22 protein-coding genes are annotated in these 25,081 nt (G+C 73.8%); 4 read left to right on the forward strand and 18 right to left on the reverse strand.

What is annotated here, in order from left to right; genetic code table 11:
- Positions 1–38 precede the first annotated feature (38 nt).
- The 4 genes from F1D97_RS12120 to F1D97_RS12135 all read right to left on the reverse strand — a co-directional run bounded on the left by F1D97_RS12120 (position 39) and on the right by F1D97_RS12135 (position 3,233).
- Positions 39–431 carry a hypothetical protein gene (locus F1D97_RS12120; protein ID WP_236120751.1) on the reverse strand — a complete coding sequence of 131 codons (393 nt, stop codon included), beginning with the start codon at positions 429–431 and terminating at the stop codon, positions 39–41.
- Entirely contained in the window at positions 431–799 is a 369-nt protein-coding gene (locus tag F1D97_RS12125) for a DUF948 domain-containing protein (protein ID WP_236120752.1), read from the reverse strand. The genes F1D97_RS12120 and F1D97_RS12125 overlap by 1 nt, the downstream gene beginning before the upstream one ends.
- A 162-nt stretch (positions 800–961) precedes the next feature.
- Positions 962–1,588 (reverse strand): 30S ribosomal protein S4, encoded by a 627-nt coding sequence (gene rpsD, locus F1D97_RS12130; RefSeq protein ID WP_094180098.1) that lies wholly within the window; start codon positions 1,586–1,588, stop codon positions 962–964.
- A 262-nt stretch (positions 1,589–1,850) separates the two neighbouring features.
- Positions 1,851–3,233, reverse strand: coding sequence for a replication-associated recombination protein A (locus F1D97_RS12135; RefSeq protein ID WP_236120753.1), 1,383 nt, complete (start codon positions 3,231–3,233; stop codon positions 1,851–1,853).
- Between the two features lie 156 nt (positions 3,234–3,389).
- Here F1D97_RS12135 and F1D97_RS12140 point away from each other — a divergent pair, with 156 nt between their 5' ends.
- Positions 3,390–5,600 (forward strand): MMPL family transporter, encoded by a 2,211-nt coding sequence (locus F1D97_RS12140; RefSeq protein WP_236120754.1) that lies wholly within the window; start codon positions 3,390–3,392, stop codon positions 5,598–5,600.
- Positions 5,601–5,669: 69 nt separating this feature from the next.
- Here the strand turns inward: F1D97_RS12140 and aspS are convergent, their stop codons facing one another.
- The 4 genes from aspS to F1D97_RS12160 form a co-directional block, all read right to left on the reverse strand.
- The gene (aspS, locus tag F1D97_RS12145) at positions 5,670–7,454 is read right to left on the reverse strand and encodes an aspartate--tRNA ligase (RefSeq protein ID WP_236120755.1); all 1,785 of its coding nucleotides are present in this window, start codon (positions 7,452–7,454) and stop codon (positions 5,670–5,672) included.
- Positions 7,455–7,584: 130 nt separating this feature from the next.
- The gene (locus F1D97_RS12150) at positions 7,585–8,610 is read right to left on the reverse strand and encodes an Rv2578c family radical SAM protein (protein ID WP_236120756.1); all 1,026 of its coding nucleotides are present in this window, start codon (positions 8,608–8,610) and stop codon (positions 7,585–7,587) included.
- Between the two features lie 73 nt (positions 8,611–8,683).
- Entirely contained in the window at positions 8,684–10,063 is a 1,380-nt protein-coding gene (gene hisS / locus F1D97_RS12155) for a histidine--tRNA ligase (protein WP_236120757.1), read from the reverse strand.
- Between the two features lie 68 nt (positions 10,064–10,131).
- Positions 10,132–10,872 (reverse strand): MBL fold metallo-hydrolase, encoded by a 741-nt coding sequence (locus tag F1D97_RS12160; protein ID WP_236120758.1) that lies wholly within the window; start codon positions 10,870–10,872, stop codon positions 10,132–10,134.
- A 220-nt stretch (positions 10,873–11,092) separates the two neighbouring features.
- Here F1D97_RS12160 and F1D97_RS12165 point away from each other — a divergent pair, with 220 nt between their 5' ends.
- Genes F1D97_RS12165 through F1D97_RS12175 form a run of 3 tightly spaced genes read left to right on the forward strand, consistent with a single transcriptional unit; the run spans position 11,093 to position 14,274 of the window.
- Positions 11,093–11,869 carry a peptidylprolyl isomerase gene (locus F1D97_RS12165; RefSeq protein ID WP_236120759.1) on the forward strand — a complete coding sequence of 259 codons (777 nt, stop codon included), beginning with the start codon at positions 11,093–11,095 and terminating at the stop codon, positions 11,867–11,869.
- On the forward strand, positions 11,866–13,611 hold the full coding sequence (locus F1D97_RS12170) for a DUF349 domain-containing protein (protein WP_236120760.1): 1,746 nt from the start codon (positions 11,866–11,868) through the stop codon (positions 13,609–13,611). The genes F1D97_RS12165 and F1D97_RS12170 overlap by 4 nt, the downstream gene beginning before the upstream one ends.
- A 60-nt stretch (positions 13,612–13,671) precedes the next feature.
- Positions 13,672–14,274, forward strand: coding sequence for a hypothetical protein (locus F1D97_RS12175; RefSeq protein ID WP_236120761.1), 603 nt, complete (start codon positions 13,672–13,674; stop codon positions 14,272–14,274).
- Between the two features lie 47 nt (positions 14,275–14,321).
- On the opposite strand, the gene F1D97_RS12180 is transcribed toward F1D97_RS12175, so the two are convergent.
- The 10 genes from F1D97_RS12180 to pdxT form a co-directional block, all read right to left on the reverse strand.
- Positions 14,322–16,682 (reverse strand): RelA/SpoT family protein, encoded by a 2,361-nt coding sequence (locus tag F1D97_RS12180; protein WP_236123594.1) that lies wholly within the window; start codon positions 16,680–16,682, stop codon positions 14,322–14,324.
- A 155-nt stretch (positions 16,683–16,837) separates the two neighbouring features.
- A complete protein-coding gene (locus F1D97_RS12185; RefSeq protein ID WP_236120762.1) occupies positions 16,838–17,392 on the reverse strand; it encodes an adenine phosphoribosyltransferase in 555 nt (184 codons plus the stop codon).
- A complete protein-coding gene (gene secF / locus F1D97_RS12190) occupies positions 17,389–18,483 on the reverse strand; it encodes a protein translocase subunit SecF (protein WP_236120763.1) in 1,095 nt (364 codons plus the stop codon). The genes F1D97_RS12185 and secF overlap by 4 nt, the downstream gene beginning before the upstream one ends.
- A complete protein-coding gene (secD, locus tag F1D97_RS12195) occupies positions 18,483–20,525 on the reverse strand; it encodes a protein translocase subunit SecD (RefSeq protein ID WP_236120764.1) in 2,043 nt (680 codons plus the stop codon). The genes secF and secD overlap by 1 nt, the downstream gene beginning before the upstream one ends.
- A gap of 84 nt (positions 20,526–20,609) precedes the next feature.
- Complete coding sequence (gene yajC / locus F1D97_RS12200) at positions 20,610–21,065, reverse strand: preprotein translocase subunit YajC (RefSeq protein WP_236120765.1); 456 nt, start codon at positions 21,063–21,065, stop codon at positions 20,610–20,612.
- A gap of 162 nt (positions 21,066–21,227) precedes the next feature.
- On the reverse strand, positions 21,228–22,262 hold the full coding sequence (gene ruvB, locus F1D97_RS12205) for a Holliday junction branch migration DNA helicase RuvB (RefSeq protein ID WP_396022599.1): 1,035 nt from the start codon (positions 22,260–22,262) through the stop codon (positions 21,228–21,230).
- A gap of 25 nt (positions 22,263–22,287) precedes the next feature.
- Positions 22,288–22,911 carry a Holliday junction branch migration protein RuvA gene (gene ruvA, locus F1D97_RS12210; RefSeq protein ID WP_236120767.1) on the reverse strand — a complete coding sequence of 208 codons (624 nt, stop codon included), beginning with the start codon at positions 22,909–22,911 and terminating at the stop codon, positions 22,288–22,290.
- Between the two features lie 96 nt (positions 22,912–23,007).
- The gene (ruvC, locus tag F1D97_RS12215) at positions 23,008–23,568 is read right to left on the reverse strand and encodes a crossover junction endodeoxyribonuclease RuvC (RefSeq protein ID WP_236120768.1); all 561 of its coding nucleotides are present in this window, start codon (positions 23,566–23,568) and stop codon (positions 23,008–23,010) included.
- 127 nt (positions 23,569–23,695) lie between these two features.
- Positions 23,696–24,451 (reverse strand): YebC/PmpR family DNA-binding transcriptional regulator, encoded by a 756-nt coding sequence (locus tag F1D97_RS12220; RefSeq protein WP_236120769.1) that lies wholly within the window; start codon positions 24,449–24,451, stop codon positions 23,696–23,698.
- Positions 24,452–24,458: 7 nt separating this feature from the next.
- Positions 24,459–25,064: a pyridoxal 5'-phosphate synthase glutaminase subunit PdxT gene (pdxT, locus tag F1D97_RS12225; protein ID WP_236120770.1), complete on the reverse strand. Its 606-nt coding sequence runs from the start codon at positions 25,062–25,064 to the stop codon at positions 24,459–24,461.
- Positions 25,065–25,081 lie beyond the last annotated feature (17 nt).

Raw genomic sequence — 25,081 nt, forward strand, 5'->3', positions numbered from 1 at the left:
CGCGACGAGCGCGGCGGGGGTCTGTGGGGTCTGTCCGGTCAGAAGAACGCCGCGTCGGCGTCGTCGTCCGGGTCCTCGAGGGGACCGGCCCAGTCGGGCGGGACGCGCCGCTCGCGCTGCGGCGCTCGGCGGGCGCCGCCGCGCGCGTCGCCCCAGGCGGAGCGCAGCTCGGCGACCCGGCGGTCCTTGTCCGCGCGGACCGCGTCGACGTCCACGTCGCCGACGAGCTCGCTGCGCAGCTGCGCCTCGCGCTCCGCCATGCCGGCGGCGAACTCGTGACGCGCCGTGGCGAACGCGCGCGTGAGCGCCGAGGCGCCCGTCACGACGTCGGTCGTGCCCTGCGGCAGGTACGCCTCGGCGACCGCCCGGCCCTTGCGGATCACGACGACGGTGACGGCGACACCGACGCCGACCCAGAACAGGCGGCGCATCAGCGGCCCTTGCGCGCCCCGGCGGCGAACCCGCCGAACGCGCGTCGCACGCCGTACGAGAAGGCCGCGGCCTTGACCATCGGGCCGCCGACGGTCGCGGCGAACAGCGCGGTGAGCGCGGAGACGTTCTGCGACACCTGCGCCGCGGCCGTCGTCACCTTGTCGACGTTGTCGAGCTGGCCGTTCGAGGACGCGACGAGCTGGGCGGCCTCGTCGAGCACCGGAACGGTGTGGTCCGTGAGCTCCTTGACCGAGTCGCGCGTCTCGTCCAGGACGCGTCCCAGCTTGAGCAGCGGGACCGCGAGCAGGCCGACGAGCAGCACGAAGGCGATCGCCGCGATGAGCCCCGCGACATCAGAGACCGACATCCCTCGTCCTTCCTCGATGACTGTTGCACCCTACCTGGGCCACGCGCGCGACCGTGCACCGGCCACGCGTACCCCGGGGGCGCGTCGTCCCGCCCTCCGGGGACGACGGAGCCCCGCCGCGCAGGTCGCGCGACGGGGCTCCGTGACGTGGTGCGAGCTGCGTCAGCGGGCGTAGTACTCGACGACGAGCTGGACCTCGCAGGTCACCGGGACCTCGGCGCGCTTCGGGTCGCGGACCAGGACGGCCGACAGCTTCTCGAGCTGGACGTCGAGGTAGCCCGGGACGGCCGGCAGCACGTCGCGGTGCGCGCCGGCGGCGGCGACCTGGAACGGCGTGGTCGCCTGGCTCTTCGGCTTGACCTGGATGGTCTGGCCGACCTTCACGCGGAACGAGGGGCGGTCGACGATCTTGCCGTCGACGAGGATGTGACGGTGCGTCACGGCCTGGCGCGCCTGCAGGATCGTGCGGGCGAAGCCGGAGCGCAGGACGAGCGCGTCGAGACGGGTCTCGAGGATCTCGACGAGCGCCTCACCGGTCAGGCCCGGGGCCTTGCGGGCGTCCTGGTAGGCACGGGCGAGCTGCTTCTCGCGGAGCGCGTACTGCGCGCGCAGACGCTGCTTCTCGCGCAGACGCACCGCGTAGTCCGACTCGGTGCGGCGACGGGCGCGGCCGTGCTCACCGGGCGGGTAGGGGCGCTTCTCGAAGTGCTTGACGGCCTTGGGCGTCAGGGCCAGGCCGAGGGCGCGGCTCAGGCGGACCTGGCGGCGCGAACGGGTCACACTGCTCACAGAGGTACTTCCTGTCGTGTTCGTTGACGTCACGCCGGGCGGACGGTGCCCGCCGGCGTGGGGCCGACCTTCGAGGGAACGCGTGTGCCGGCGAGCGGTCGTCGGAAGCGATGCTCCGGATCGGTGCTCGTGCGGCGCGGTCCTGGCTAGGGCCCCAGGGTGGTCCTGCGCGACGCGACCCCGAGGGACACGGCGGCGCACATGACCGGTCAACCTTACCCGCACCCGCGGCCGGGCGACGAATCCGCGCCTGGGACGTGGCTCACGTCTCGAGGATCTGGCGGATCCGCTCGAGCCGGTCGGCCACCTGACGCTCGTACCCGCGGTCGGTCGGCTCGTAGTAGCGGGAGCCCACGAGCTCGTCCGGCAGGTACTGCTGCGCCGCGACGCCGTGCGGCTCGTCGTGCGCGTACACGTACCCCTTCCCGTGCCCGTGCTGCTGCGCGCCCGGGTAGTGCGCGTCGCGCAGGTGCGTCGGCACCGACCCGAGGCGACCCGCGCGCACGTCCGCCAGCGCGCGGTCCACCCCGACGTACGCGGCGTTCGACTTCGGCGCGGTCGCCAGGTGCACGACGGCCTCGGCGAGCACGATGCGTGCCTCCGGCATCCCGATGAGCTGCACGGCCTGGGCCGCGGCCACCGCGGTCTGCAGCGCGCTCGGGTCCGCCATGCCGACGTCCTCCGCGGCGGCGATGACGATGCGCCGCGCGATGAACCGCGGGTCCTCCCCCGCGGCGATCATCCGCGCGAGGTAGTGCAGCGACGCGTCGACGTCCGAGCCGCGCATCGACTTGATGAACGCGCTGATCACGTCGTAGTGCTGGTCGCCGTCGCGGTCGTAACGGACCGCCGCGACGTCGATCGCGCGCTCGACCGTCGCGAGGTCCACCGGCACGGGCGCATCGGGGTCCGCCGCGACGGTCCGCTCGGCGTCGCTCAGCGCGGCCCCCGCGGCGGCCTCCAGGATCGTCAGCGCCTTGCGCGCGTCGCCGCCCGCGAGCCGCAGCAGGTGCTCCTCCGCGTCCTCGGCGAGTGCGACGCTCCCGGCCAGCCCGCGCTCGTCGGCCACCGCACGGCGCACGAGCGCACGCACGTCGTCGACCCCCAGCGGCTGCAGCGTCAGGAGCAGCGAGCGGGACAGCAGCGGCGAGTTCACCGAGAACGAGGGGTTCTCCGTGGTCGCCGCCACCAGCGTGACCCACCGGTTCTCCACGCTCGGCAGCAGGGCGTCCTGCTGCGCCTTGGTGAACCGGTGGACCTCGTCGATGAACAGGACCGTCTCGTCCCCGCCCGCGGCGAGCCGACGACGCGCGTCGTCGACGACCTGGCGCACGTCCTTGACGCCCGCGGTGACGGCCGACAGCTCGACGAACCGGCGACCGGAGGTCGAGGCGACCAGGTACGCCAGCGTCGTCTTGCCCGTGCCGGGAGGGCCCCAGAGCACGACCGACGACGGCGCGGCGCGGCGCTCCGACTCCCCCGCCGGTTCCACGAGCCGGCGCAGCGGCGACCCGGGCACGAGCAGGTGGGACTGGCCGGCGACCTCCTCGAGCGAGCGCGGGCGCATCCGCACGGCGAGCGGGGCCCCGGCCGACGGCGCGGGCACGCCTGCGGTCGTCGATCCGACCGCGTCGAACAGGTCCATGCGCGCAGCGTACGTCGCGCCGCCCACGACCCCCGGCCACGCGCCCCGGCCGACGCCCCCGAGGACGGCGAGTCGTCCACAGCCGGGCGCTCGGGTGTGCGCGTCGGTGCGCCGACCTGCGAGCATGGCGCCGTGTTCGCCAGACTCGGCCGCCTCGTGGCACACCGTCCCCGCACCGTCGTCGCCGTCTGGCTCGTCCTCGCCGGGCTCGGCTACGCGTTCGCCGTCGGCGCGGTGGGGGGCGAGTCGGTGTTCGACCGCGTGACCACGGGCGAGCCCACCGTGCCGGGCTCGGAGAGCGTCGAGGGCCGCGACCTGCTCTCGGAGTCGCAGGACGGCGGGGCGTCCGTGACCCTGGTCGTCTCCGGCGTCGACCCCACGGACCCCGCGCTCTCGGCCGCGCTCGACGCACCGCGCCGCGAGCTCGGGGCGATCGCCGGCGTCGAGGCCGTGATCGACCCGCTCGCACTCCCCGGCGGCGTCGAGAGCCCCGCGGCCGCGCCGCTGGTCGCACGCTCGGGCGACGGCTTCCTCGTCGTCGTCGACCTCGACGCCGCGCTGACCCCCACGGCACGCGACACCGCGATCGCGGACGTCGCCCGGCGCCTCGGCCAGGTGCCCGGCGAGCTGCGCGACGTCGCCCCGGACGCCACGGGGGTCGTGGGCGGCTCACGGCTGATCGTCCAGGAGATCACCTCGCAGATCCGCGAGGACCTGCGCACGGGCGAGGCCGTCACGCTGCCGCTCGCGCTCGTGGTGATGATCCTGGTGTTCGGCGGGTTCCTCGCCGCCGCGATGCCGATGGCCGGTGCGCTCGCGTCCATCGCGGGCGGACTCGCGGCCGTCCTCGGCCTCAGCCACCTCATGGACGTCGACTCGTCGGTCGTCAACGTCGTGACCGTGCTCGGTCTCGGCCTGTCGATCGACTACGGCCTCCTGATCGTCTCCCGGTTCCGGGAGGAGCTGCACCGGCTCGTCGACGACGACGGCGGGCGGGCCGCGAGGCGGCGGCGCGGCGACGGGGCCGTCGCGTCCGCGATCGAGCGGACCATGGCGACCGCCGGACGCACCGTGGCGTTCTCCGCCGTGACCGTCGCCGTCGCGATCAGCTCGCTGCTCGTGTTCTCGCCCGACATCCTGCGCGCGATCGGCGCGGGCGGGGTGGCCGTCGTGCTCATCGCGGTCGCGACCGCGCTGACGCTCGTGCCCGCGCTGCTCACGCTCACGGGCCGCCGGCTCCTGCGGCCGGGGCTCCTCGCCCGCATCCCGGGGATCCGCGCGATCCTCGCGCGCACCATGGACACCGCGCGCGAGGAGGGCGCGTTCTCCCGCTTCGCCGAGCGCGTCCAGCGCCACCCGTGGGTGTTCCTCGGTGGCGCCGTCCTCGTGCTGCTCGTCCTCGCGCTCCCCCTCGCGCACCTCGAGCTGCGCAGCTCGACGACCGGCCTGCTGCCGCCGACGAGCACGCAGCGCACGTTCGTCGAGACACTCGCGCGCGAGTACCCCGCCGCGACGTCGCCCGCCGTGACGGTCGTCGCCGAGACCTCGCTCGAGCAGGGCGAGGCCTGGGCGCGGGAGCTCGCCGAGCTCGACGGCGTCGCGACCGTGGACGCCCCGACCGCGTCCGGCCCGTACGTCGTCATCGGCGTGCGACCGGACAGCGCCGACGCGGGCGGGAGCGTCGCCCGCGACGTCGTCACCGCTGTCCGCGGCGTCGACCCCGGGTTCCCCACGTGGGTCACCGGCCAGGCGGCGTTCCAGATCGACTTCGTCACCGCGCTGCAGGACGACGCGCCGCTCGCGGTGCTCGTCGTCGTCGTCGCGACGCTCCTGCTGCTCTTCCTCATGACCGGGTCGTTCGTGCTGCCGGTCAAGGCGCTGCTGACGAACGCCCTCTCGCTCGCCGCGTCCGTCGGCGTGCTCGTGTGGGCGTTCCAGGACGGGTACCTCGACGACCTGCTGGGCTTCGTCTCCACGGGCGGCATCGAGACGTACGTGCTCGCGCTGGTGCTCGCGTTCGGGTTCGGCCTCGCGATGGACTACGAGGTGTTCCTCGTCTCGCGCATCAAGGAGCTGCACGACCAGGGCCGCTCGACCGACGACGCCGTGCGCCTCGGCCTGCAGCGCTCGGGACGCATCATCACGTCAGCCGCCGCGATCATCATCCTGGTCTTCGGCGGGTTCATGGTGGGTCAGCTCCTGGTCATCAAGGAGGTCGGCTTCGCGTTGGCCGTCGCCGTCCTCATCGACGCGACGATCGTGCGCCTCGTGCTCGTGCCCGCGACCATGACCGCGCTCGGCGAGGCGAACTGGTGGGCGCCGCGCTGGGCGAAGCGGGTCCACGCGCGCCTCGCGATCACGCACTGACACGCGCCCCGGACGCCGGAGGGCCCGACCCGTCGACGACAGGTCGGGCCCTCCGGCGTGCGGCGCGGGTCAGGCGGTCGGCTCGGCCGCCGGCTTCGCCTCCTTGGGCTTCGCGTCCACACCTGCCTCGCGGCGCTGCTCCGGCGTGATCGGCGCGGGCGCCTGCGTGAGCGGGTCGTAGCCGCCGCCCGACTTCGGGAACGCGATGACCTCGCGGATCGACTCCGACGCCGTGAGCAGCGCGACGATGCGGTCCCAGCCGAACGCGATCCCGCCGTGCGGCGGCGCGCCGAACTGGAACGCGTCGAGCAGGAAGCCGAACTTCTCCTGCGCCTCGTCGGGGCCGATGCCCATGACCTCGAACACGCGCTGCTGCACGTCGCGACGGTGGATACGGATCGAGCCGCCGCCGATCTCGTTGCCGTTGCAGACGATGTCGTACGCGTACGCGAGCGCGTTGCCCGGGTCCTGCTCGAACGTGTCGATCCACTCCGGCGTCGGGGACGTGAACGCGTGGTGCACGGCCGTCCAGGCACCGCCGCCGACCGCGACGTCGTCGTCCTCGCCCGTCGGCTTGAACAGCGGCGCGTCGACCACCCACACGAACGACCACTGCGACTCGTCGATCAGCCCGCCGCGGCGGCCGATCTCGAGGCGCGCCGCGCCCAGGAGTGCGCGCGCCTCGGACTGCTTGCCCGCGGCGAAGAAGATCGCGTCGCCCGGCTGCGCGCCCGTCGCGGCGGCGAGGCCGGCCCGCTCGTCGTCGGTGATGTTCTTGGCGACCGGCCCGCCGAGCTCGCCGTCCTCGCCGACCGTCACGTACGCGAGGCCCTTGGCACCGCGCTGCTTGGCCCACTCCTGCCACGCGTCGAACCCGCGGCGCGGCGTGGACGCGCCGCCCGGCTGGACGACGGCGCCGACGTACGGCGCCTGGAACACGCGGAACGGGGTGTCCTTGAAGTAGTCGGTGAGCTCGGTGAGCTCGAGACCGAAGCGCAGGTCCGGCTTGTCGGAGCCGTACTTCTCCATCGCCTCGGCGAACGTCATGCGGCGGATCGGCGTCGGGATCTCGACGTCGACCAGGCGCCACAGCGCGACGAGGACCTCCTCGGCGAGCGCGATGACGTCGTCCTGCTCGACGAAGCTCATCTCGACGTCGAGCTGGGTGAACTCGGGCTGCCGGTCGGCGCGGAAGTCCTCGTCGCGGTAGCAGCGGGCGATCTGGTAGTAGCGCTCCATGCCGGCGACCATGAGCAGCTGCTTGAACAGCTGCGGCGACTGCGGCAGCGCGTACCAGCTCCCGGGCGACAGGCGCGCGGGCACCAGGAAGTCGCGCGCGCCCTCGGGGGTCGAGCGGGTCAGCGTGGGCGTCTCGATCTCGACGAAGTCGTGCGCGTCCAGCACGGCGCGGGCGGCACGGTTCGCCGCGGCACGCAGGCGCAGCGCACGCGCCGGGGCCGGGCGACGCAGGTCCAGGTAGCGGTGCTTGAGACGTGCCTCCTCGCCCACGGTCTCGTCGAGCGACGACGACACCTGGAACGGCAGCGGCGCGGACTCGTTCAGCACGACGACGTCGGTCGCGACGACCTCGATCTCGCCCGTCGCCAGGTTCGCGTTCTCGTTCCCCTCGGGACGACGACCCACCTCACCGGTGACCTGCAGGACGTACTCCGAGCGCAGGCCGTGCGCGACGGCCTCGTCCCGGATCACGACCTGCGCGATCCCGGACGCGTCCCGCAGGTCCACGAAGGCGACGCCGCCGTGATCGCGCCGACGGTCCACCCAGCCCGTGAGGGTGACGGTGGAGCCGATGTGCTCGGCCCGCAGCGAGCCGGCGGTGTGGGTGCGCAGCACGGAAGGTCCTTCGCTTCAGGGGTCGGGGTTCACGGGACCCGGCACGTGGTCGGGGCCCCGACGATCATAGTTGCGCGCCGGGGTCCGACCCGCCGGGTCGTCGGGTCCGGGTAGCGGCACGGACGCGGGGTCAGAACAGGCTGGGCTGGACCTCGGCCGCCACGTCGTGGGCCTCCGCCTCGCGGCGCCGCCAGCGCAGCCCGTCGTCGGGGCGCTCGCTCCGGTCGAGCCCGTGCCGGGCGAGCAGGGGTCGCGCGCGGGACGTGAGCCACGCGCGGTACTCCCGGTGCGCGTACGACCCGCGCCCGTAGACGCGTCCGTACCCGGCGACCAGGTCGGGCCGCTCACGCTCGAGCCACGCCAGGAACCACTCGCGCGCCCCTGGCCGCAGGTGCAGGGGCAGGATCGTCGCGCGCTGCGCACCCGCCGCCGCGACCTCGGCGAACAGGCGGTCGAGGTGGTCGGTGGAGTCCGTCAGCCACGGGAGCACGGGTGCGACCATGACGTGCACGGGCAGGCCGGCGTCGCGGATCGCCCGCACCAGGTCGAGCCTCGCGCGCGCGGTCGGCGTGCCGGGCTCGAGCCGCTGCTGCAGCTCGTCGTCCAGCACCGCGATCGACACCGCGAGCGAGACCGGCACGTCCACGTCCGCGAGCAGCGGCAGGTCCCGCCGCAGGAGCGTGCCCTTGGTAAGGATCGAGAACGGCGTGCCCGAGCCGGCGAGCGCGTCGATCACACCCGGCATGAGCCGGTAGCGCCCCTCCGCCCGCTGGTACGGGTCGGTGTTCGTGCCGAGCGCGACGTGCTCGCGCGCCCACGACGGCCGCTGGACCTCGGCGTGCAGCACGTCGGCGACGTTCGTCTTCACGACGATCTGCGTGTCGAAGTCGCGGCCCGCGTCCAGGTCCAGGTACCGGTGCGTGCCCCGCGCGAAGCAGTACACGCACCGGTGCAGGCACCCGCGCATCGGGTTCACGGTCCATCGGAACGGGACCTGCGAGGCGGCGGGCACGTGCGACAGCGCGGTCCGGGCGCGCACCTCGTGGAACGTGACGCCCGCGAAGTCGGGTGTCCGGACCGTGCGCACGAGGCCGGCGAGCTCCAGCCCCGGGAGCACGCCGGCGTCCTGCTCGAGCTTCTGACCGTCCCACCGCACACGTCGATTCGAACACATGTACGCACGACGAGCAAGGTGTGCGCGGGCCGCGCGGGTCGGACGGTGACGCGCGTCAGCCCTCCGACGACGCGGCGACGACGCGCGGGTGCAGGTCCTCGGCGGGCGGGCTCCACGTCGCGACGTCCGCCGCCACCTGGTCGCCGGAACGGATGTCCTTGACCTCGTCGGCCGCGCCGCCCGCCTCGGCGGGACCGGGGAACCACACGAACGGGATGCCGCGACGGTCGGCGTGCCGGATCTGCTTGCCGAACTTCGCCGCGGACGGCGCGACCTCGACCGGGATGCCCCGTGCGCGCAGCGCCGTGGCGACCGCGTCCGAGCGGTGCCGGTCCTCCTCCGACGACACCGCGACGAGCACCGCGGACGGCACCGAGCGCGTGGCCCGCACGAGCCCCGCGCCGAGCAGGCGCGACACGAGCCGCGAGACGCCGATCGACAGCCCGACGCCCGGGTACGTCGTCGCGCCGTCGGACGCGAGCGTGTCGTACCGGCCGCCCGAGCAGATCGACCCGAGCTGCTCGTGCCCGACGAGCACCGTCTCGTAGACCGAGCCGGTGTAGTAGTCGAGCCCGCGCGCGATCTTCAGGTCCGCGACGACGACGCCCGGCGCGCGGTCCTGCGCCGCGCGCACCAGCTGCCCGAGCTCCCCCAGACCCTCGTCGAGCAGCGCGTGGCGGGCACCGACCTCGGCGGCGAGCTCCAGGACGCGGTCGACGACGTCCTCGTCGGTCCCGCTGATCCCCGCGAGCCGCAGGCACGCGCGCGCCTGCTCCTCGCTCGCACCCGCCTCCGCGACGAGCAGCTCGGCGACCGCGTCGGCGCCGATCTTGTCGAGCTTGTCGATGCTGCGCAGCACACCCTCGACGTCGTCCAGCCCGATGCCGCGGTAGAAGCCCTCCGCGACCTTGCGGTTGTTCACCAGGATCCGCACGGGCGGCAGCCCGATCTCGCGCAGCGCGGTCAGCGCCTCCGCCATGACGAGCGGGAGCTCGACCTCGTAGTGGTACGGCAGCGCGCCCGCGCCGACGACGTCGATGTCCGCCTGCACGAACTCACGGAACCGGCCGTCCTGGGGCCGCTCACCACGCCACACCTTCTGGATCTGGTACCGCCGGAACGGGAACGCGAGGTGCCCCGCGTTCTCGAGCACGTACCGCGCGAACGGCACCGTGAGGTCGAAGTGCAGGCCGAGCTGGCCCGCGCGCTCGGGCGTCGCGTCGGGGTCCTCCTGCAGGCGTCGCAGGACGTAGACCTCCTTGGACGTCTCACCCTTGCGCAGCAGCTGGTCGAGCGGCTCGACCGCCCGCGTCTCGATGCCCGCGAACCCGTGCAGCTCGAACGTGCGGCGCAGCACGTCGAGCACGTGCTGCTCGACGATGCGCCCCTCGGGCAGCCACTCGGGGAATCCGGACAGGGGTGTGGGTCGCGCCATGCCCCCGATCCTCCCAGACGTACGCAGCGGGTTTCCGCCGTGCCCGCGACGCGAGCCGCGGACGAGCGTCAGCGCCCCGCGGGGAACCCGCCGGCGAGGAACGGGTTGGTCGCGAGCTCACGGGCCACGTCGCTCGTCGGGCCGTGCCCCGGCACCACCCGCGTCGCGGGGTCGAGCCGCGCGACGACCTCGCGCAGCGTGCGCGCCATGACCTCCGGGTCACCGCCCGGCAGGTCGGTGCGCCCGACCGTCCCCGCGAACAGCACGTCGCCCGTGAACGCGACGCCGTCGACGAGGTAGAGCGTCGAGCCCTCCGTGTGACCCGGGGCGTGCCGCGCGACGAGCACGACCGGGCCGAGCTCGAGGCGCACGTCGTCGTCGCGCTCGCGCGCGCCCTCGTCGGCCCCCGACGGCGTGCCGAACGTGCTCAGGTCGTCGGGGCGCTCGTACGCCGCGGGATCCGCACCGACCGCCGCGAGCGACTGCGCGAGCGGACCCGACGGGTCGTGCGCCGCTCCCCCGAGCACCCCGAGCGTCCCGAACGGGTCGACGAGCCGGTAGGCGTCGCGCGCGTGGACGTGCACCGCGACGCCCAGCCGGCGCGCGAGCGGCCCGGCGTCCCACACGTGGTCCGCGTGCCCGTGCGTCACCAGCACGCCCTGCGGCACCAGACCGCGCTCCTCGACCAGGGAGACGACCGCGTCCGCGACGAGCGCCCCCGCGTCCACGACGACGCACGCGCCGTCGTCCGCGACGAGCACGCTCGTGCGGGCGCCGAACACCGGGGACACGACCGTCAGGAGCTCCACGACACGCAGGCTAGACGCCCTGCGTCACACCTGCCGACGCGCTCGCCGACGCGCGCCGCGACCTGGTCCGACACCCCCGTGTCACCCGGACGCCGTCCCAGCGCGCGGCACGGGGATCGCGCACCCCTGTCACCTGCCTAGACTGTCCGGGGTTCCACTGTGCGACGGTGCGGGAGACGTCCGTGCGCACGGTGCATCGACAGTCACGCGAGGAGTGCGGGTGTCCAACAAGCGGGAGCGCGAGTACGAGCGCCGCCGGTACGAGAAGTGGCAGGCACGGCAGGCCGAGGCCAAGGCGCGGCAGCGCCGCCAGCGCATCGTCGCGGGGTCGGTCGTCGGGGCACTGGTGGTCGTGATCGGCGTCGTCGCCGCCGTCGTCGCGAACGGGTCCGACGACACGGCCGGGTCGCCGACCGAGCCGGGCGACACGACCACCGCCACCACCCCCGCGGCCGAGGCGACGAACTCCGACCTCGTCCCCGACCCGGCGCTCGCCGAGGACCGCGAGTGGACCGGCGAGATCACGCTCGGCCAGGGCGCGCTCGGGATCAGCCTCGACGGTGCCGCGGCGCCCCAGGCCGTCGCCAACTTCGTGACGCTCGCGCAGGACGGGTTCTTCGACGGCACGACGTGCCACCGGCTCACCACCGAGGGCATCTACGTCCTGCAGTGCGGCGACCCCGAGGGGACCGGCCTGGGCGGTCCGGGCTACTCGTGGGGGCCGGTCGAGAACGCCCCGGCGGACGACGTGTACCCCGCGGGCACGATCGCCATGGCGCGCCAGAGCGGCAACGGCAGCTCGATGGGCTCGCAGTTCTTCCTCGTGTACGAGGACAGCAAGATCCCGTCCGACGGGGCGGGTGGCTACACCGTGTTCGGCCAGGTGACGTCCGGTCTGGACGTCGTCACGGCCATCGCCGACGCGGGCACTGCGGACGGGTCGACCGACGGCTCCCCCGTGTCCGACGTCATCATCGAGGGAGTGAAGATCCAGTGACGCAGACCCCGGACCAGTCGGCCCCGAGCACGGCCGACGCCGCCGCCGACCAGGTCGAGACGCCGCAGCAGAACGCTCCCGAAGGCGAGACGCACGTGGACCCGACCACCACCGAGACACCCGTCGAGGCCGTCGCGGAGACGCCCGCCGACGAGGCCGCTCCCGAGCCCGCTCCCGAGGCCGCCACCGAGGCGTCCCAGGCCGAGGAGTCCTCGGCCGACGAGGCTCCCGCCGAGGAGACCCCTGTCGAGCCGAGCGAGGAGACCCCGGCCGCCGAGGCTCCCGCCGACGAGGCTCCCGCCGACGAGGCGCCGGCCGCGGAGAGCACGCCCGAGGTCGCCCCGGCCCCGACGCCGCGACCCACGCCCGCCTCGGTCAAGCCCGGCCCGCGCCCGGTCCCGCGCCCCCCGGTCGCGGCGCCTGCCGCGCCGGCCGCCGCCACGGCACCGGCCGTCGCGCCGGTCCCCCCGGTCGACGCCGCCGAGGCCGCGCACGCCGCGACGTTCGGCTCGGTCGACGCCGAGGGCACCGTGACGGTGCGCGAGGCGTCGGGCGAGCGCGTCGTCGGCCAGTACCCGGGCGCCACGCCCGAGGAGGCCATCGGCCTGTACGTCCGCCGCTTCCTCGACCTGCAGGCCAAGGTCGCGCTGTTCGAGGCCCGCCTCGGCGCGACGGACCTGTCGGTGAAGGAGATCGACCAGACGCTCGCGAAGCTCACGGAGGAGACGGCCGAGCCGGCCGCCGTGGGTGACCTCGACGGCCTGCGCGCGCGCCTGGACGCGCTGCGGGGCGTCGCCGCCGAGCGTCGCGCGCAGGCCGAGGCCGAGCGCCAGGCCGCGCGCGCCGCGGCGGTCGAGGCTCGCACGGCGATCGTCGAGCAGGCCGAGAAGATCGCCGCCACGGACCCGAGCCGCATCCAGTGGCGGCCCGCGGGCGAGCAGCTGCGCACCCTGCTCGACCAGTGGAAGGACGCGCAGCGCTCCGGCCCGCGTCTGGACCGGCCGACGGAGGAGGCGCTGTGGAAGCGGTTCAGCCACGCGCGCACCACGTTCGACCGTGAGCGTCGGCACTTCTTCGCCCAGCTGGAGCAGTCCAACGCGCAGGCGAAGGCCGCCAAGGAGCGTCTGGTCGCCGAGGCCGAGAGCCTGCAGTCGAGCACCGACTGGGGTGCCACGGCGGGTGCGTTCCGTGACCTCATGACGCAGTGGAAGGCCGCCGGGCGCGCGAGCCGCGCGGACGACGACGCGCTGTGGGCCCGGTTCCGCGCGGCGCAGGACGCGTTCTTCGCGGCACGCGACGCGCAGAACGCCGCGACCGACGCGGAGTTCCGGGCGAACCTCGAGGTCAAGGAGTCGATCCTGGTCGAGGCCGAGGCGCTCGTCCCGGTCACCGACCTCGTGGCCGCCAAGGCGGCCATCCGCAGCATCCAGGACCGCTGGGAGGCCGCGGGCAAGGTGCCGCGCGCCGACATCCAGCGTGTCGAGGGCCGCCTGCGCGCGGTCGAGAACGCGATCCGCGACGCCGAGCAGAAGCAGTGGACGCGTACCAACCCCGAGACGCGCGCCCGCGCCGAGGGTGCGGCCGCGCAGCTCGAGCAGGCCATCGCGGGCCTCGAGGCGGACCTGGAGAAGGCGAAGGCCGCCAAGGACCAGCGCCGCATCGACGAGGCGCAGGCTGCGCTCGACGCGCGCCGGGCGTGGCTCGAGCAGGTCCAGCGCGCCGCGCAGGACGCACGCGGCTGACCCTCGCGCCTGTCCACAGGCGCTCGCACGTCGCCGGAGGGCGTCGGGCATCCTCACGGGATGACCGGCGCCCTCTCGCTCCTTCCCGCCCCGTCCGTGCTGCCGCGCCTCGTGCGCCGCGGCGACCTGCCGCCCGGCGAGTGGGTCGGGATGCTGCTCGACGGCGTGCTCGTGGCGCTGACCGACGACGTCGCGGTGACGTCCGAGCGCCCGCCCGATCCCGCCGACCGCGCCCGCGCCCTCGCCTCGGCGCTGCCCCGGCGCGGCGTGCTCGGCCGGGACGCCGCCGCATGGGTCCACGCCGGTGGACGGGCACCGGCCCGCGCGTGCGTGCTCGTGCCGGTGGGTGTGCGCCGCCCGGACGCGCGGCCCGACCGTTCGTGCGCCGAGACGGTGTTCGCTCCGGACGACGTCGTCATCGTCGACGGTGTGCCGGTCACCGCGCCCGCCCGGACGGGTGCGGACGTCGCGCGGTGGCTCGACCACCGGGACGCGGTCGAGCGGCTCGTCGCCCTGGCCGCCGCGGGCGTGGACCTCGACGACGTGCGCGGTCGCCTGGTCGCGATGACGGGCCGCCGGCACGTGAGACGAGCGTTCGACGCGCTCGAGGCTGCTCGGGACCAGGCGGGGTTCGACGCACCGGCGACAGCGCCCGGGACGTGACGCCCGGGGCGTGACGCCCGGGCCCGGCGACCCGGGTCCTGAGCGCGTCAGCGCAGCGCGTCGTCGGGGCGCGCCCCGGTGATGCGGTACACGTCGAACACGCCCTCGATCTTGCGCACCGCCGCGAGCACCGACGCGAGGTGCGAGGGCTCGGCCATCTCGAACACGAACCGCGACATCGCCACCCGGTCACGCGACGTCGAGACGGACGCCGACAGGATGTTCACGTGGTGGTCCGACAGGACCCGTGTGACGTCCGAGAGCAGCCGCGCCCGGTCGAGCGCCTCGACCTGGATCTGCACGAGGAACAGCGACGAGGACGTGTGGCTCCACTCGACGTCGACCATGCGCTCGGGCTGCTGGCGCAGCTGCTCGACGTTGATGCAGTCGGTGCGGTGCACGCTCACGCCGGCGCCGCGCGTCACGAAGCCGACGATGTCGTCCCCGGGTACGGGCGTGCAGCACTTGGCGAGCTTGACCCACACGTCGTCGACACCGCGGACGACGACGCCGGGGTCGCCCGTGCGCACCCGGCGGGCGGTCGGGCCGGGACGAGCCGTCTCGGCGAGGTCCTCCTCGGCTCCCGTCTCACCGCCGAGCGCCTGCACGAGTCGCTGCACGACGGTGGACGCGGCGACCTGGCCCTCGCCGACCGCGGCGTAGAGCGCGGACACGTCCGCGAACCGCATCTCCGTGGCGAGCGCGACGAGCGACTCGTGCGACAGCAGGCGCTGCATCGGCAGGTTCTGCTTGCGCATCGCCTTGGCGATCGAGTCCTTGCCGTGCTCGATGGCCTCCTCGCGGCGCTCCTTGGAGAACCACTGGCGGATCTTGTTGCGCGCACGGGGGCTCTTGACGAAGCCCAGCCAGTCCCGGCTCGGGCCGGCGGTCTCGGACTTCGAGGTGAAGACGTCGACGACGTCGCCGTTCTCGAGCGTCGAGTCGAGCGGGACGAGCCGCCCGTTGACGCGTGCGCCCATGGTCCGGTGGCCGACCTCGGTGTGCACCGCGTACGCGAAGTCGACGGGTGTCGACCCCTGCGGCAGCGCGATGACGTCGCCCTTGGGTGTGAAGACGTACACCTCGGACCCGGCGATCTCGAACCGCAGCGAGTCGAGGAACTCCGTGGGGTCGGCCGTCTCGCGCTGCCAGTCGACGAGCTGGCGCAGCCACGCCATGTCGCCGCCGGCGGGCGCCTCGGCCTGCGCTCCCCCGCTGTTCTTCGCGTTCTCCTTGTACTTCCAGTGCGCCGCGACGCCGTACTCCGCGCGCCGGTGCATGTCGTGCGTGCGGATCTGGATCTCGACGGGCTTGCCGCCGGGGCCGATCACGGTGGTGTGCAGCGACTGGTACAGGTTGAACTTGGGCATCGCGATGTAGTCCTTGAACCGGCCGGGCACCGGGTTCCACCGCGCGTGCAGCGCACCGAGCGCCGCGTAGCAGTCACGGACCGTGTCGACCAGGACGCGCACACCCACCAGGTCGTAGATGTCGGCGAAGTCGCGGCCGCGCACGATCATCTTCTGGTAGATCGAGTAGTAGTGCTTCGGGCGACCGGTCACGGTCGCCTTGATCTTCGCCGCACGCAGGTCGGCACCGACCTGGTCCCGGACGACCGCGAGGTACTCCTCGCGGGCCGGCGCACGCTCGGCGACGAGGTGCACGATCTCGTCGTAGACCTTCGGGTAGAGCGTCGCGAACGACAGGTCCTCGAGCTCCCACTTGATCGTGTTCATGCCGAGGCGGTGGGCCAGCGGCGCGTAGATCTCGAGCGTCTCGCGCGCCTTCTTCTCCGCGGACGCCGCCGGGACGAACTTCCAGGTGCGGGCGTTGTGCAGGCGGTCGGCGAGCTTGATGACGAGGACGCGGATGTCGTGCGCCATCGCGACGACCATCTTGCGCACCGTCTCGGCCTGCGCCGCGTCGCCGTACGTGACCTTGTCGAGCTTCGTCACGCCGTCGACGAGCATCGCGACCTCGGGACCGAACTCGCGCCGCAGCTGCTCGAGCGAGTACTCGGTGTCCTCGACCGTGTCGTGCAGGAGCGCCGCGACGAGCGTCGAGGGCGTCATGCCGAGCTCGGCGAGGATCGTCGCGACCGCGACCGGGTGCGTGATGTACGGGTCGCCGCTCTTGCGGAGCTGGCCGCGGTGCGCGCGCTCCGCGACGACGTACGCGCGCTCGACCGTGCCGAGGTCGGCCTTCGGGTGGTTCGCGCGTGCGGCCTGCAGGACCGGCTCGAGCGCCGGGTACGCGGGACCGCGCGTCCCGCCGAACCTCGTCAGGCGCGCGCGTACGCGGGACGCCGACGAGCCCGACTGCTCGCCGGTCGCTGGCGCCGGCCCGGTGGGCTGGGCCGCTGACGGCGACCGATCGCCCGCGGCGGGCGCGACGAGGTCCTCGGCCACCCGGTCTCCCTCCGTGCTGCTCACGCTGGATCGCACGAGTCTACGTCCGCGAGGAGGGTCGACCGCGCGACGGCCCGCCGAGCGGCCGTCGGGGCACACCGGCGACGGACGCACCGGCAGGTCGGACGAGCCGGAGGCGGCGCGTCGCCCGACGGTCAGTCGACGGTGACGACCGTGTCGACGGCCAGGCCCGGCAGGTGGGCGCGCCCGCCGAGACCCGCGAGCTCCACGAGGAACGACAGCCCGACGACGTCCGCGCCGCAGGACCGCAGCAGGCCGACCGTCGCGGCGGCGGTGCCGCCCGTCGCGAGCACGTCGTCCACGACGAGCACCCGCGCGCCGGGCGTGATCGTCGCCGGGTGGATCTCGATCTCGGCCTCGCCGTACTCGAGCGCGTACGTGGCCGACGCGGTCGGCCCGGGCAGCTTGCCGGCCTTGCGGACCGGCACGAGTCCGGCGCCGAGCGCGGTCGCGACGGGAGCCGCGAGCAGGAAGCCGCGCGCCTCCATCCCCGCGACGAGGTCGACCTCCCCCGCGACCGACGCCATGGCCGTCACGACGTCCGCGAACGCCCGGGCGTCGGCGAGCAGCGGGGTGATGTCCCGGAACAGGACCCCCGGCTGCGGATAGTCGGGTACGAGCCGGACGAGCTCGGTGACCCGGCGCGCGACGGCGTCGCGTGCCGGGTCACCGGTGACGGTCTCGCTCATCGGGCGGGCTTGCGCCGCTTCGGCTGGGCGGCCTGGCCCTGGTGCGCACCCGGACGCAGCTGGCCGGCGGCCCGCGCGGCGGACGCGACCGCGACGGCCTCGCCCTCGGCGCCCGGGACGCGCGACGCGAGGACCTTCGCCGTGTGCGCCTTGATGCGCGGCTCACGCTCGCGCAGGCTCACCTCGAGCGGCGTCGCGAGGAAGATCGACGAGTACGCGCCGACGAGCATGCCGACGAACAGCGCGAGCGCGATGTCACGCAGCGTGCCGGCACCGAGGACGAACGCACCGACGAACAGGATCGCGGACACCGGCAGGAGCGCCACCACGGACGTGTTGATCGACCGCACCAGCGTCTGGTTGACCGCCAGGTTGGCCTTCTCGGCGTACGTGAACCGCGTCTGGTCGAGCGTGTCCGCGGTGTTCTCACGCACCTTGTCGAACACGACGACCGTGTCGTAGATCGAGTACCCGAGGATCGTCAGGAAGCCGATCACCGTGGCGGGCGTGACCTCCCAGCCGACGCCCGCGTAGAGGCCGACCGTGATCACCAGGTCGTGCAGCAGCGCGATGATCGCGGCGAGCGCCATGCGCCAGTTCCGGAAGTACGCGGTCATGACGAGCGAGACGAACACGAGGAACACGACGATGCCGCTGACGGCCTTGCTGGACACGTCCGCGCCCCACGTCGGGCCGACGAACTGCGTCGTGATGTCGTCCGCGGAGACGTCGAACGCGCTCTGCAGCGCCGCCGCGATCTCCTTGAGCTCCTCGTCCGGCAGCTCGGCGACCTGGATGCGCAGCGAGTCGGCGCCGAGGTTGGTCACCTCGGGCGACTCGTTGCCCGCCACCCCCAGCACCGTGTCGATCGCGAGCTGCTGGTCCCGGTCACCCTCGATGCCCGAGACGACGAACTCCGACCCGCCGCGGAACTCGATGCCCGGGTTGAGCCCGGGCTTGAACAGCAGGAAGCCCGAGATCAGGACGAGGACCGCCGAGACCACGTAGAAGATCCTGCGGCGGCCGACGATGTCGTACGAACGACGGCCCGTGTACAGGTCGTTGCCCCACTGGGCGAATCCGGCGGCCATCAGCGCTCGCTCCCCTCGGCCGGCGAGTCGCCGGTCGCGTCGTCGATCGGTGCGTCGGCGGCGTCCTGCGTGGAGCGCTGCTGCGCCGCACGCTGCGCCGCCTTGCGCTGCGCGATCGTCAGTCCGTCGCCGCGCCCGCCGACGCCGGACGCCACCGGCGTCCGGACCTCGGCGGCCACGGGCGCCTCGCCGGGCTCGGTGTCCTCGCGACGGCCCATCGCGACCTTGCCGCGACCGACGTAGCGCGTGCCCGGGACACCGAGGCGCCGCGGGTCGAGACCGGAGGCCGGGTGGCCCTCGTTGAAGAACCGGGTCTTCGCGAGCAGCTCCATCATCGGGTGCGTGAACAGGAACACCACGATGACGTCGATGACCGTGGTCAGACCCAGCGTGAACGCGAAACCGCGCACACCGCCGACCGCGAGGAAGTACAGGACGATCGCCGCGATGAGGTTGACCGCGTCGGACGCCAGGATCGTGCGGCGGGCCCGCGCCCAGCCGCGCTCGACCGCGGCGCCGAGCGTGCGGCCCTCACGCAGCTCGTCACGGATGCGCTCGAAGTAGACGATGAACGAGTCCGCCGTGATACCGATCGCCACGATCAGACCCGCGACGCCCGGCAGCGACAGGCGGTAGCCCTGCGTCCAGGAGAGCATCGCGATCACGCCGAACGTGAGCGTCGCGGCGATGAGCAGCGACGCGACCGTCAGCAGCCCGAGCGCGCGGTACTGGATCAGCGAGTACAGGACGACCAGCAGCAGACCGATGACGCCCGCGAGCAGACCCTTCTGGAGCTGCTCGGTGCCGAGCGTCGCGGAGATCTGCTGCTCCGACTGCACCTCGAAGTTCAGCGGCAGCGAACCGAAGTTCAGCCGGTTCGCGAGCGACGCCGCGGTCGTCTGGTTGAAGCTGCCCGAGATCTGCGCCTTGCCGTTCGGGATCGTCTCGTCGACGCTCGGCGCCGAGATCACGAGCCCGTCGAGGACCATCGCGAACTGGTTCAGCGGGGTCGAGAGCGACGCGAGCCTGGTCGTGACGTCCGCGAACTGCTTCCCACCCGTCGACGTGAACTCCATGTTGACGATCCAACGGCTGCCGATCGCACCGTTCGCGAGGGTCTCGAGGCCGGAGCCGGCGGACGAGATCTCGGAGCCGTCGATCTCGACCGGGCCGAGGATGTACTTGAGCATCGAGGCGTTGCCCTCGGAGTCGACGCCGCACGTGACGAACGCCTTGTCCGGGTCACCCGAGATGCCGCCGGCGAGGCTCGCCGGGTCGGTGCAGTCGAGCGCGTCGTACTGCGCCTGGATCTCGTCCGTGATCCAGTACGCCGCGTCGCTGGCGGAGCTCGGCTCGCTCGGGGCCGTCGCGGCCGGCGTGGGCTCCTCGGTCGCGTCCTGCGTCGGCTCCGCGGTGGCGTCCTGCGTCGGCTCGGCCGTCGCGGCGACCGCGGGCGCGCTCTCGTCGTCCGTCGCGTCGGCGGTCGTGTCGGTCGACGACGTGGGGGCGGGCTCGACCGTCGCGTCGGCGGACGTCGGCTCGGCGGTCGGCTCCTCCTCGGCCTCACCCGTCGGCTCGGCGTCGGGGTCCGTGCTGGGGTCCGCGCTCGGGTCGACGCTCGGCTCGGTGGTCGGCTGCGCGGGGACCGCGACCTCCTCGACCAGCACCGGCCGGAACTCCATGTGCGACGACCGGCTGACCGCCGCGATGGTCTCCTCGGACGCCTTGCCGGGGATCGCGACGACGATGTTGTTGCCGCCCTGGCTGGAGATCTCCGCCTCGGCGACGCCGGACCCGTCGACCCGCTGCCTGATGACGTTGATCGCCTGGGTGATGTCCTCCGACGTCGGCTCACGGCCGTCGGTGGTCACCGGGGTCAGGATGATCTGCGTCCCGCCCTCGAGGTCGAGGGCGAGCTTGGGCGTCCAGGTCGCGTCGGACGTCTTCGTACCGATGAAGACCGCGATGAACGGCAGGAGCACGATGACCACAAGGGTGATCAGCGTGCGGACCGGCCGGCGGCGGCGTGTGGGTGGGGCCAACGGAGTTCTTCTCTCGTGCGCGCACCGGTCGCGCGTGCGACCGGTGGGGACTGGGTCCGACGAACCGTTCGTCGGACCGCGGGACTACTTCCGGTCGGTGTCGTCGTCGCCCCGGGTGGGCGGCAGCGACGACAGGTCGTCGGGCACGTCGATCGGCTCGTCGTCGAGCTGGTCGGCGGGCTCGTCGTCCTCGGTGCCGTCCTCGTCGGACGGCTGGTCGTCGGCGACGGGCGCCTCGACCTTCTTGGCGATCGCGGCGCGGACCCACCGGGTGCGGCTGCCCGGCGCCGACTCGAGCGTGATCGTGTCGTCGTCCACGTCGACGACGACACCGATCATCCCGGAGGCGGTCATGACCTCGTCCCCGGGCTGGAGGGTGCTGCGGAACTCCTGCTGCGCGCGCTGCTGCTTGCGGCTCTTGCGCGACATGAACCAGAACGCGGCGACCGCGAGGATGAGGATCAGGTACATCGAGTAGCCGCCGCCACCGGTGGTGGCGGCCGCGGTGTCGGCCGCGGGCGCGGCGCTGAGCAGAGTCACAACAGGGTCCTCACGTTCGATCGTGTCCGGGGCAGTCTAGGCGCAGGCGCCCAGCGCTCCAACGCACGTCCAGGTGCGAGGGGTTCCCGCACCGCGGGGAGCCTCTCACACGCAGCCGTGTGCCGGGTCCGGCCGGGACGAACTGCCCAGGAGGACCGCCGGTCAGGCGAACAGGGTCCCCGGGTCCTGCGGCGGTGCGAGCCCCAGGTGGGACCAGGCGGACGGCAGCGCCACCCGACCGCGTGGCGTGCGTCCGACGAGCCCCTCGCGCACCAGGAAGGGCTCGGCGACCGTCTCCACGGTCTCGGGCTCCTCGCCCACGGCGACCGCGAGCGTCGTGAGGCCGACCGGCCCGCCGCCGAACCGCAGGCACAGCGCCTCGAGCACCGACCGGTCGAGGCGATCGAGGCCGCGCTCGTCGACCTCGTACACCTCCAGCGCGGCGCGCGCCGCGGCGAGGCTCAGGGTGCCGTCGCCGCGCACCTCGGCCCAGTCCCGCACGCGCCGCAGGAGGCGGTTCGCGATGCGGGGCGTGCCGCGCGAGCGCGACGCGATCTCCCGCGCCGCGGCACCCGCGAGCCGCACACCGAGCAGCCCGGCCGAGCGCAGCAGCACCTGCTCGAGCTCGTCGGCGTCGTAGAAGTCCAGGTGGCCCGTGAAGCCGAAGCGGTCGCGCAGCGGCGCCGGCAGCAGGCCGGCGCGCGTGGTGGCGCCGACCACGGTGAACGGCGGGAGCGACAGCGGGATCGCGGACGCCCCCGCGCCCTTGCCGACCACGACGTCGACGCGGAAGTCCTCCATCGCCACGTACAGCAGCTCCTCGGCGGGGCGCGCGATGCGGTGGATCTCGTCGAGGAACAGCACCTCGCCCTCCTCGAGCGAGGAGAGCACGGCCGCGAGGTCGCCCGCGTGCTGGATCGCCGGACCGCTCGTCACCCGCAGGGACGTGCCGAGCTCGGCCGCGATGATCATCGCGAGCGTCGTCTTGCCCAGTCCGGGCGGGCCGGACAGCAGCACGTGGTCGGGCGCCCGCCCACGGGCGCGCGCGGCATCCAGGACCACCGAGAGCTGCTCGCGCACCACCCGCTGTCCGACGAACTCCGCGAGCCGCCGCGGGCGCAGCGCCGCCTCGGCGGCGCGCTCCAGGTCGTCCGCGCCTGCGTGCACGAGCGACTCCGCGGGGAAGCGCTCGGTCACGAGCTCGGAGAGCTCGTCGTCGCGGTCAGCCACGCCCGCCGCCCAGGCTCCGCAGCGCCGCGCGCAGCACGCCCGGCACCTCGTCGGCCCGCAGCGGGCCCTCGACGTCCTCGAGAACGGTGGCGACGGCCTGCTCGGCGACCTTCACGTTCCACCCGAGGCCGACGAGCGCGTCGACGACCTGCTGGCGCCGGTCGTCCGCCGCGGGCGGCACGGCGGGCGCCTCGCCCGCCGCCGTGACCGGGGCCGGGGCGCCGAGGCGGTCCTTGAGCTCGAGCACGATGCGCTGGGCGCCCTTGCGGCCGATGCCCGGCACGCGCTCGAGCGCCTTGAGGTCCTCGTCGGCGACCGCGCGGCGCAGCCCGTCCGGCGTGTGCACCGCGAGCATCGCCAGGGCGAGGCGCGGGCCGACGCCGCTGACCGTCTGCACGGTCTCGAAGACCTCGCGCTCGTCGTCGTCCACGAAGCCGAACAGCGTGAGCGAGTCCTCGCGCACGACGAGCGAGGTGTGCAGCGTCGACTCCTGGCCCACCCGCAGCTGCGCGAGCGTCGCGGGCGTCGCCTGCACGAGCATCCCGACGCCTCCGACCTCGACCACCGCCGAGTCCAGCCGCACCGCGAGCACCATCCCGCGCACCGAGGCGATCACGCGCCCTCCCTCGTCGTCACGGCCGTCCGCTGCTCGTCGGGACGACCTGCCCGGGCCACTCTCCCACAGGGGCGAACATCTGTACGAACGACACGCTCAGCGTCGCGCGGCCTGCTCCGCCGCGGCCCACGCCCGCTGCGCCGGCGTCAGGGCGGAACCCGGCCGCTGCGGGGCGCCGAGCACACCCGCCGGTCGCCACAGGTGGCAGATCGCGAGGGCCAGCGCGTCCGCCGCGTCCGCCGGTCGAGGCACCTCGTCGAGACGCAGCAGCCGCGCGACCATCGTCTGCACCTGCGGCTTGTCGGCGCGACCGCTCCCGGTCACCGCGGCCTTGACCTCGGACGGCGTGTGGAGCGCGACGGGGATGCGGCGCCGCGCGGCCGCCACCATCGCGAGGCCCGCGACCTGCGCGGTCCCCATGACCGTGCGCACGTTGTGCTGCGCGAACACGCGCTCGACCGCGACCGTGTCGGGCGCGTGCTCCTCGAGCCACTCCTCGATCCGCCGCTCGATGACGAGCAGCCGCTGGTCGACGTCGAGCGTCGGGACGGACGTCGCGACGCCGACCGCGACGAGCTGCACGCGGCGTCCCGGCAGGCCGTCGACCACGCCGAGGCCGCACCGCGTCAGGCCGGGGTCGACACCGAGGACTCGCACGTCCGCATCGTCGCACCCCGCCGCCCGCGAACCGGGCACCGCGCCGCCGCGAGTCGGTCACCGCGGCCCGGACACGCGCGAGGGGCGCGCCACCGGCAGGTCGCGCGCCCCTCGTCGAGCGTCGGGCTCAGTCGTTCTCGAGCTCCGCCATGACCTCGTCGGAGGCGTCGAAGTTCGCGTAGACGTTCTGCACGTCGTCGGAGTCCTCGAGCGCGTCGATGAGCCGCAGGATCTTGCGGGCGCCCTCGGCGTCGACCTCGATCTGCGTGGACGGCCACCACACGACGTCCGCGGAGTCGTAGTCGATGCCCGCCTCCTGCAGCGCGGTGCGCACGGGCACGAGGTCGGTCGCCTCGCTCAGCACCTCGAACGACTCGCCGAGGTCGTTGACCTCCTCGCCGCCCGCCTCGAGGACGGCCTCCATGACCGCCTCCTCGTCGGTGCCCTCCTGGGGCACGATGACGACGCCCTTGCGGCTGAAGATGTACGCGACGGAGCCCGGGTCGGCCATCTGGCCGCCGTTGCGCGTGAACGCCACGCGGACGTCGGACGCAGCGCGGTTGCGGTTGTCGGTGAGGCACTCGACGAGCACCGCGACGCCGCCGGGGCCGTAGCCCTCGTACATGATCGTCTGGTAGTCCGCGCCGCCGGCCTCCTGGCCCGAGCCGCGCTTGACCGCCCGGTCGATGTTGTCGTTGGGGACGGACGACTTCTTGGCCTTCTGGATGGCGTCGAACAGCGTGGGGTTGCCCGCAGGGTCACCACCGCCCGTCCGGGCGGCCACCTCGATGTTCTTGATGAGCTTCGCGAAGAGCTTGCCGCGCTTCGCGTCGATCACGGCCTTCTTGTGCTTGGTGGTGGCCCACTTGGAGTGACCCGACATGCGCTCGTTACCCCTGGGTGTCGCGGACGATCTGGACGAAGAGACGGTGCACCCGGGTGTCGCCGGTCACCTCGGGATGGAAGGAGGTCACCAGCAGCGGTCCCTGGCGGACCGCGACGATCCTACCGGCGGCCGGGCCGGACTCGACCCGCCCGACCACGGACGCGGCCGGGCCGACCTCCTCCACCCACGGTGCGCGGATGAACACGGCGTGCAGCGGACCGTCCTCGACGCCCTCGATCGCGAGGTCCGTCTCGAAAGAGTCGACCTGCCGGCCGAACGCGTTGCGGCGCACGGTGATGTCCACGCCGCCGAGGGTCCGCTGGCCCTCGATGCCGCCCAGCACCCGGTCGGCGAGCAGGATCATGCCCGCGCAGGAGCCGTACGCGGGCATCCCGGCGTGCAGCCGCGCACGCACCGGCTCGAACAGGTCGAACGCGCGCAGCAGCTTGTCGATCGTCGTCGACTCGCCGCCGGGGATGACGAGCGCGTCGACCGCGTCGAGCTCGGACACGCGACGCACGGGGACGGCGCGCGCGCCCTCCGTCTCCAGCGCGTGCGCGTGCTCGCGCACGTCCCCCTGCAGGGCCAGGACACCGACGGTGACAGTCACCCGGCGATCCTAGGTCG

This window comes from Cellulomonas palmilytica (assembly GCF_021590045.1).
In the GTDB taxonomy this organism is placed as follows: Bacteria; Actinomycetota; Actinomycetes; order Actinomycetales; family Cellulomonadaceae; genus Cellulomonas; species Cellulomonas palmilytica.

Bases quoted from the DNA above. Each gene is read 5' to 3' on its own strand.
- F1D97_RS12125 (WP_236120752.1), bottom strand. From the start codon at position 799: ATGTCGGTCTCTGATGTCGCGGGGCTCATCGCGGCGATCGCCTTCGTG.
- F1D97_RS12135 (WP_236120753.1), bottom strand. From the start codon at position 3,233: ATGGACCTGTTCGACGCGGTCGGATCGACGACCGCAGGCGTGCCCGCG.
- secF (WP_236120763.1), bottom strand. From the start codon at position 18,483: ATGGCCGCCGGATTCGCCCAGTGGGGCAACGACCTGTACACGGGCCGT.
- F1D97_RS12220 (WP_236120769.1), bottom strand. From the start codon at position 24,451: ATGTCGGGTCACTCCAAGTGGGCCACCACCAAGCACAAGAAGGCCGTG.
- F1D97_RS12185 (WP_236120762.1), bottom strand. From the start codon at position 17,392: ATGAGCGAGACCGTCACCGGTGACCCGGCACGCGACGCCGTCGCGCGC.
- F1D97_RS12120 (WP_236120751.1), bottom strand. From the start codon at position 431: ATGCGCCGCCTGTTCTGGGTCGGCGTCGGTGTCGCCGTCACCGTCGTC.
- hisS (WP_236120757.1), bottom strand. From the start codon at position 10,063: ATGGCGCGACCCACACCCCTGTCCGGATTCCCCGAGTGGCTGCCCGAG.
- F1D97_RS12175 (WP_236120761.1), top strand. From the start codon at position 13,672: ATGACCGGCGCCCTCTCGCTCCTTCCCGCCCCGTCCGTGCTGCCGCGC.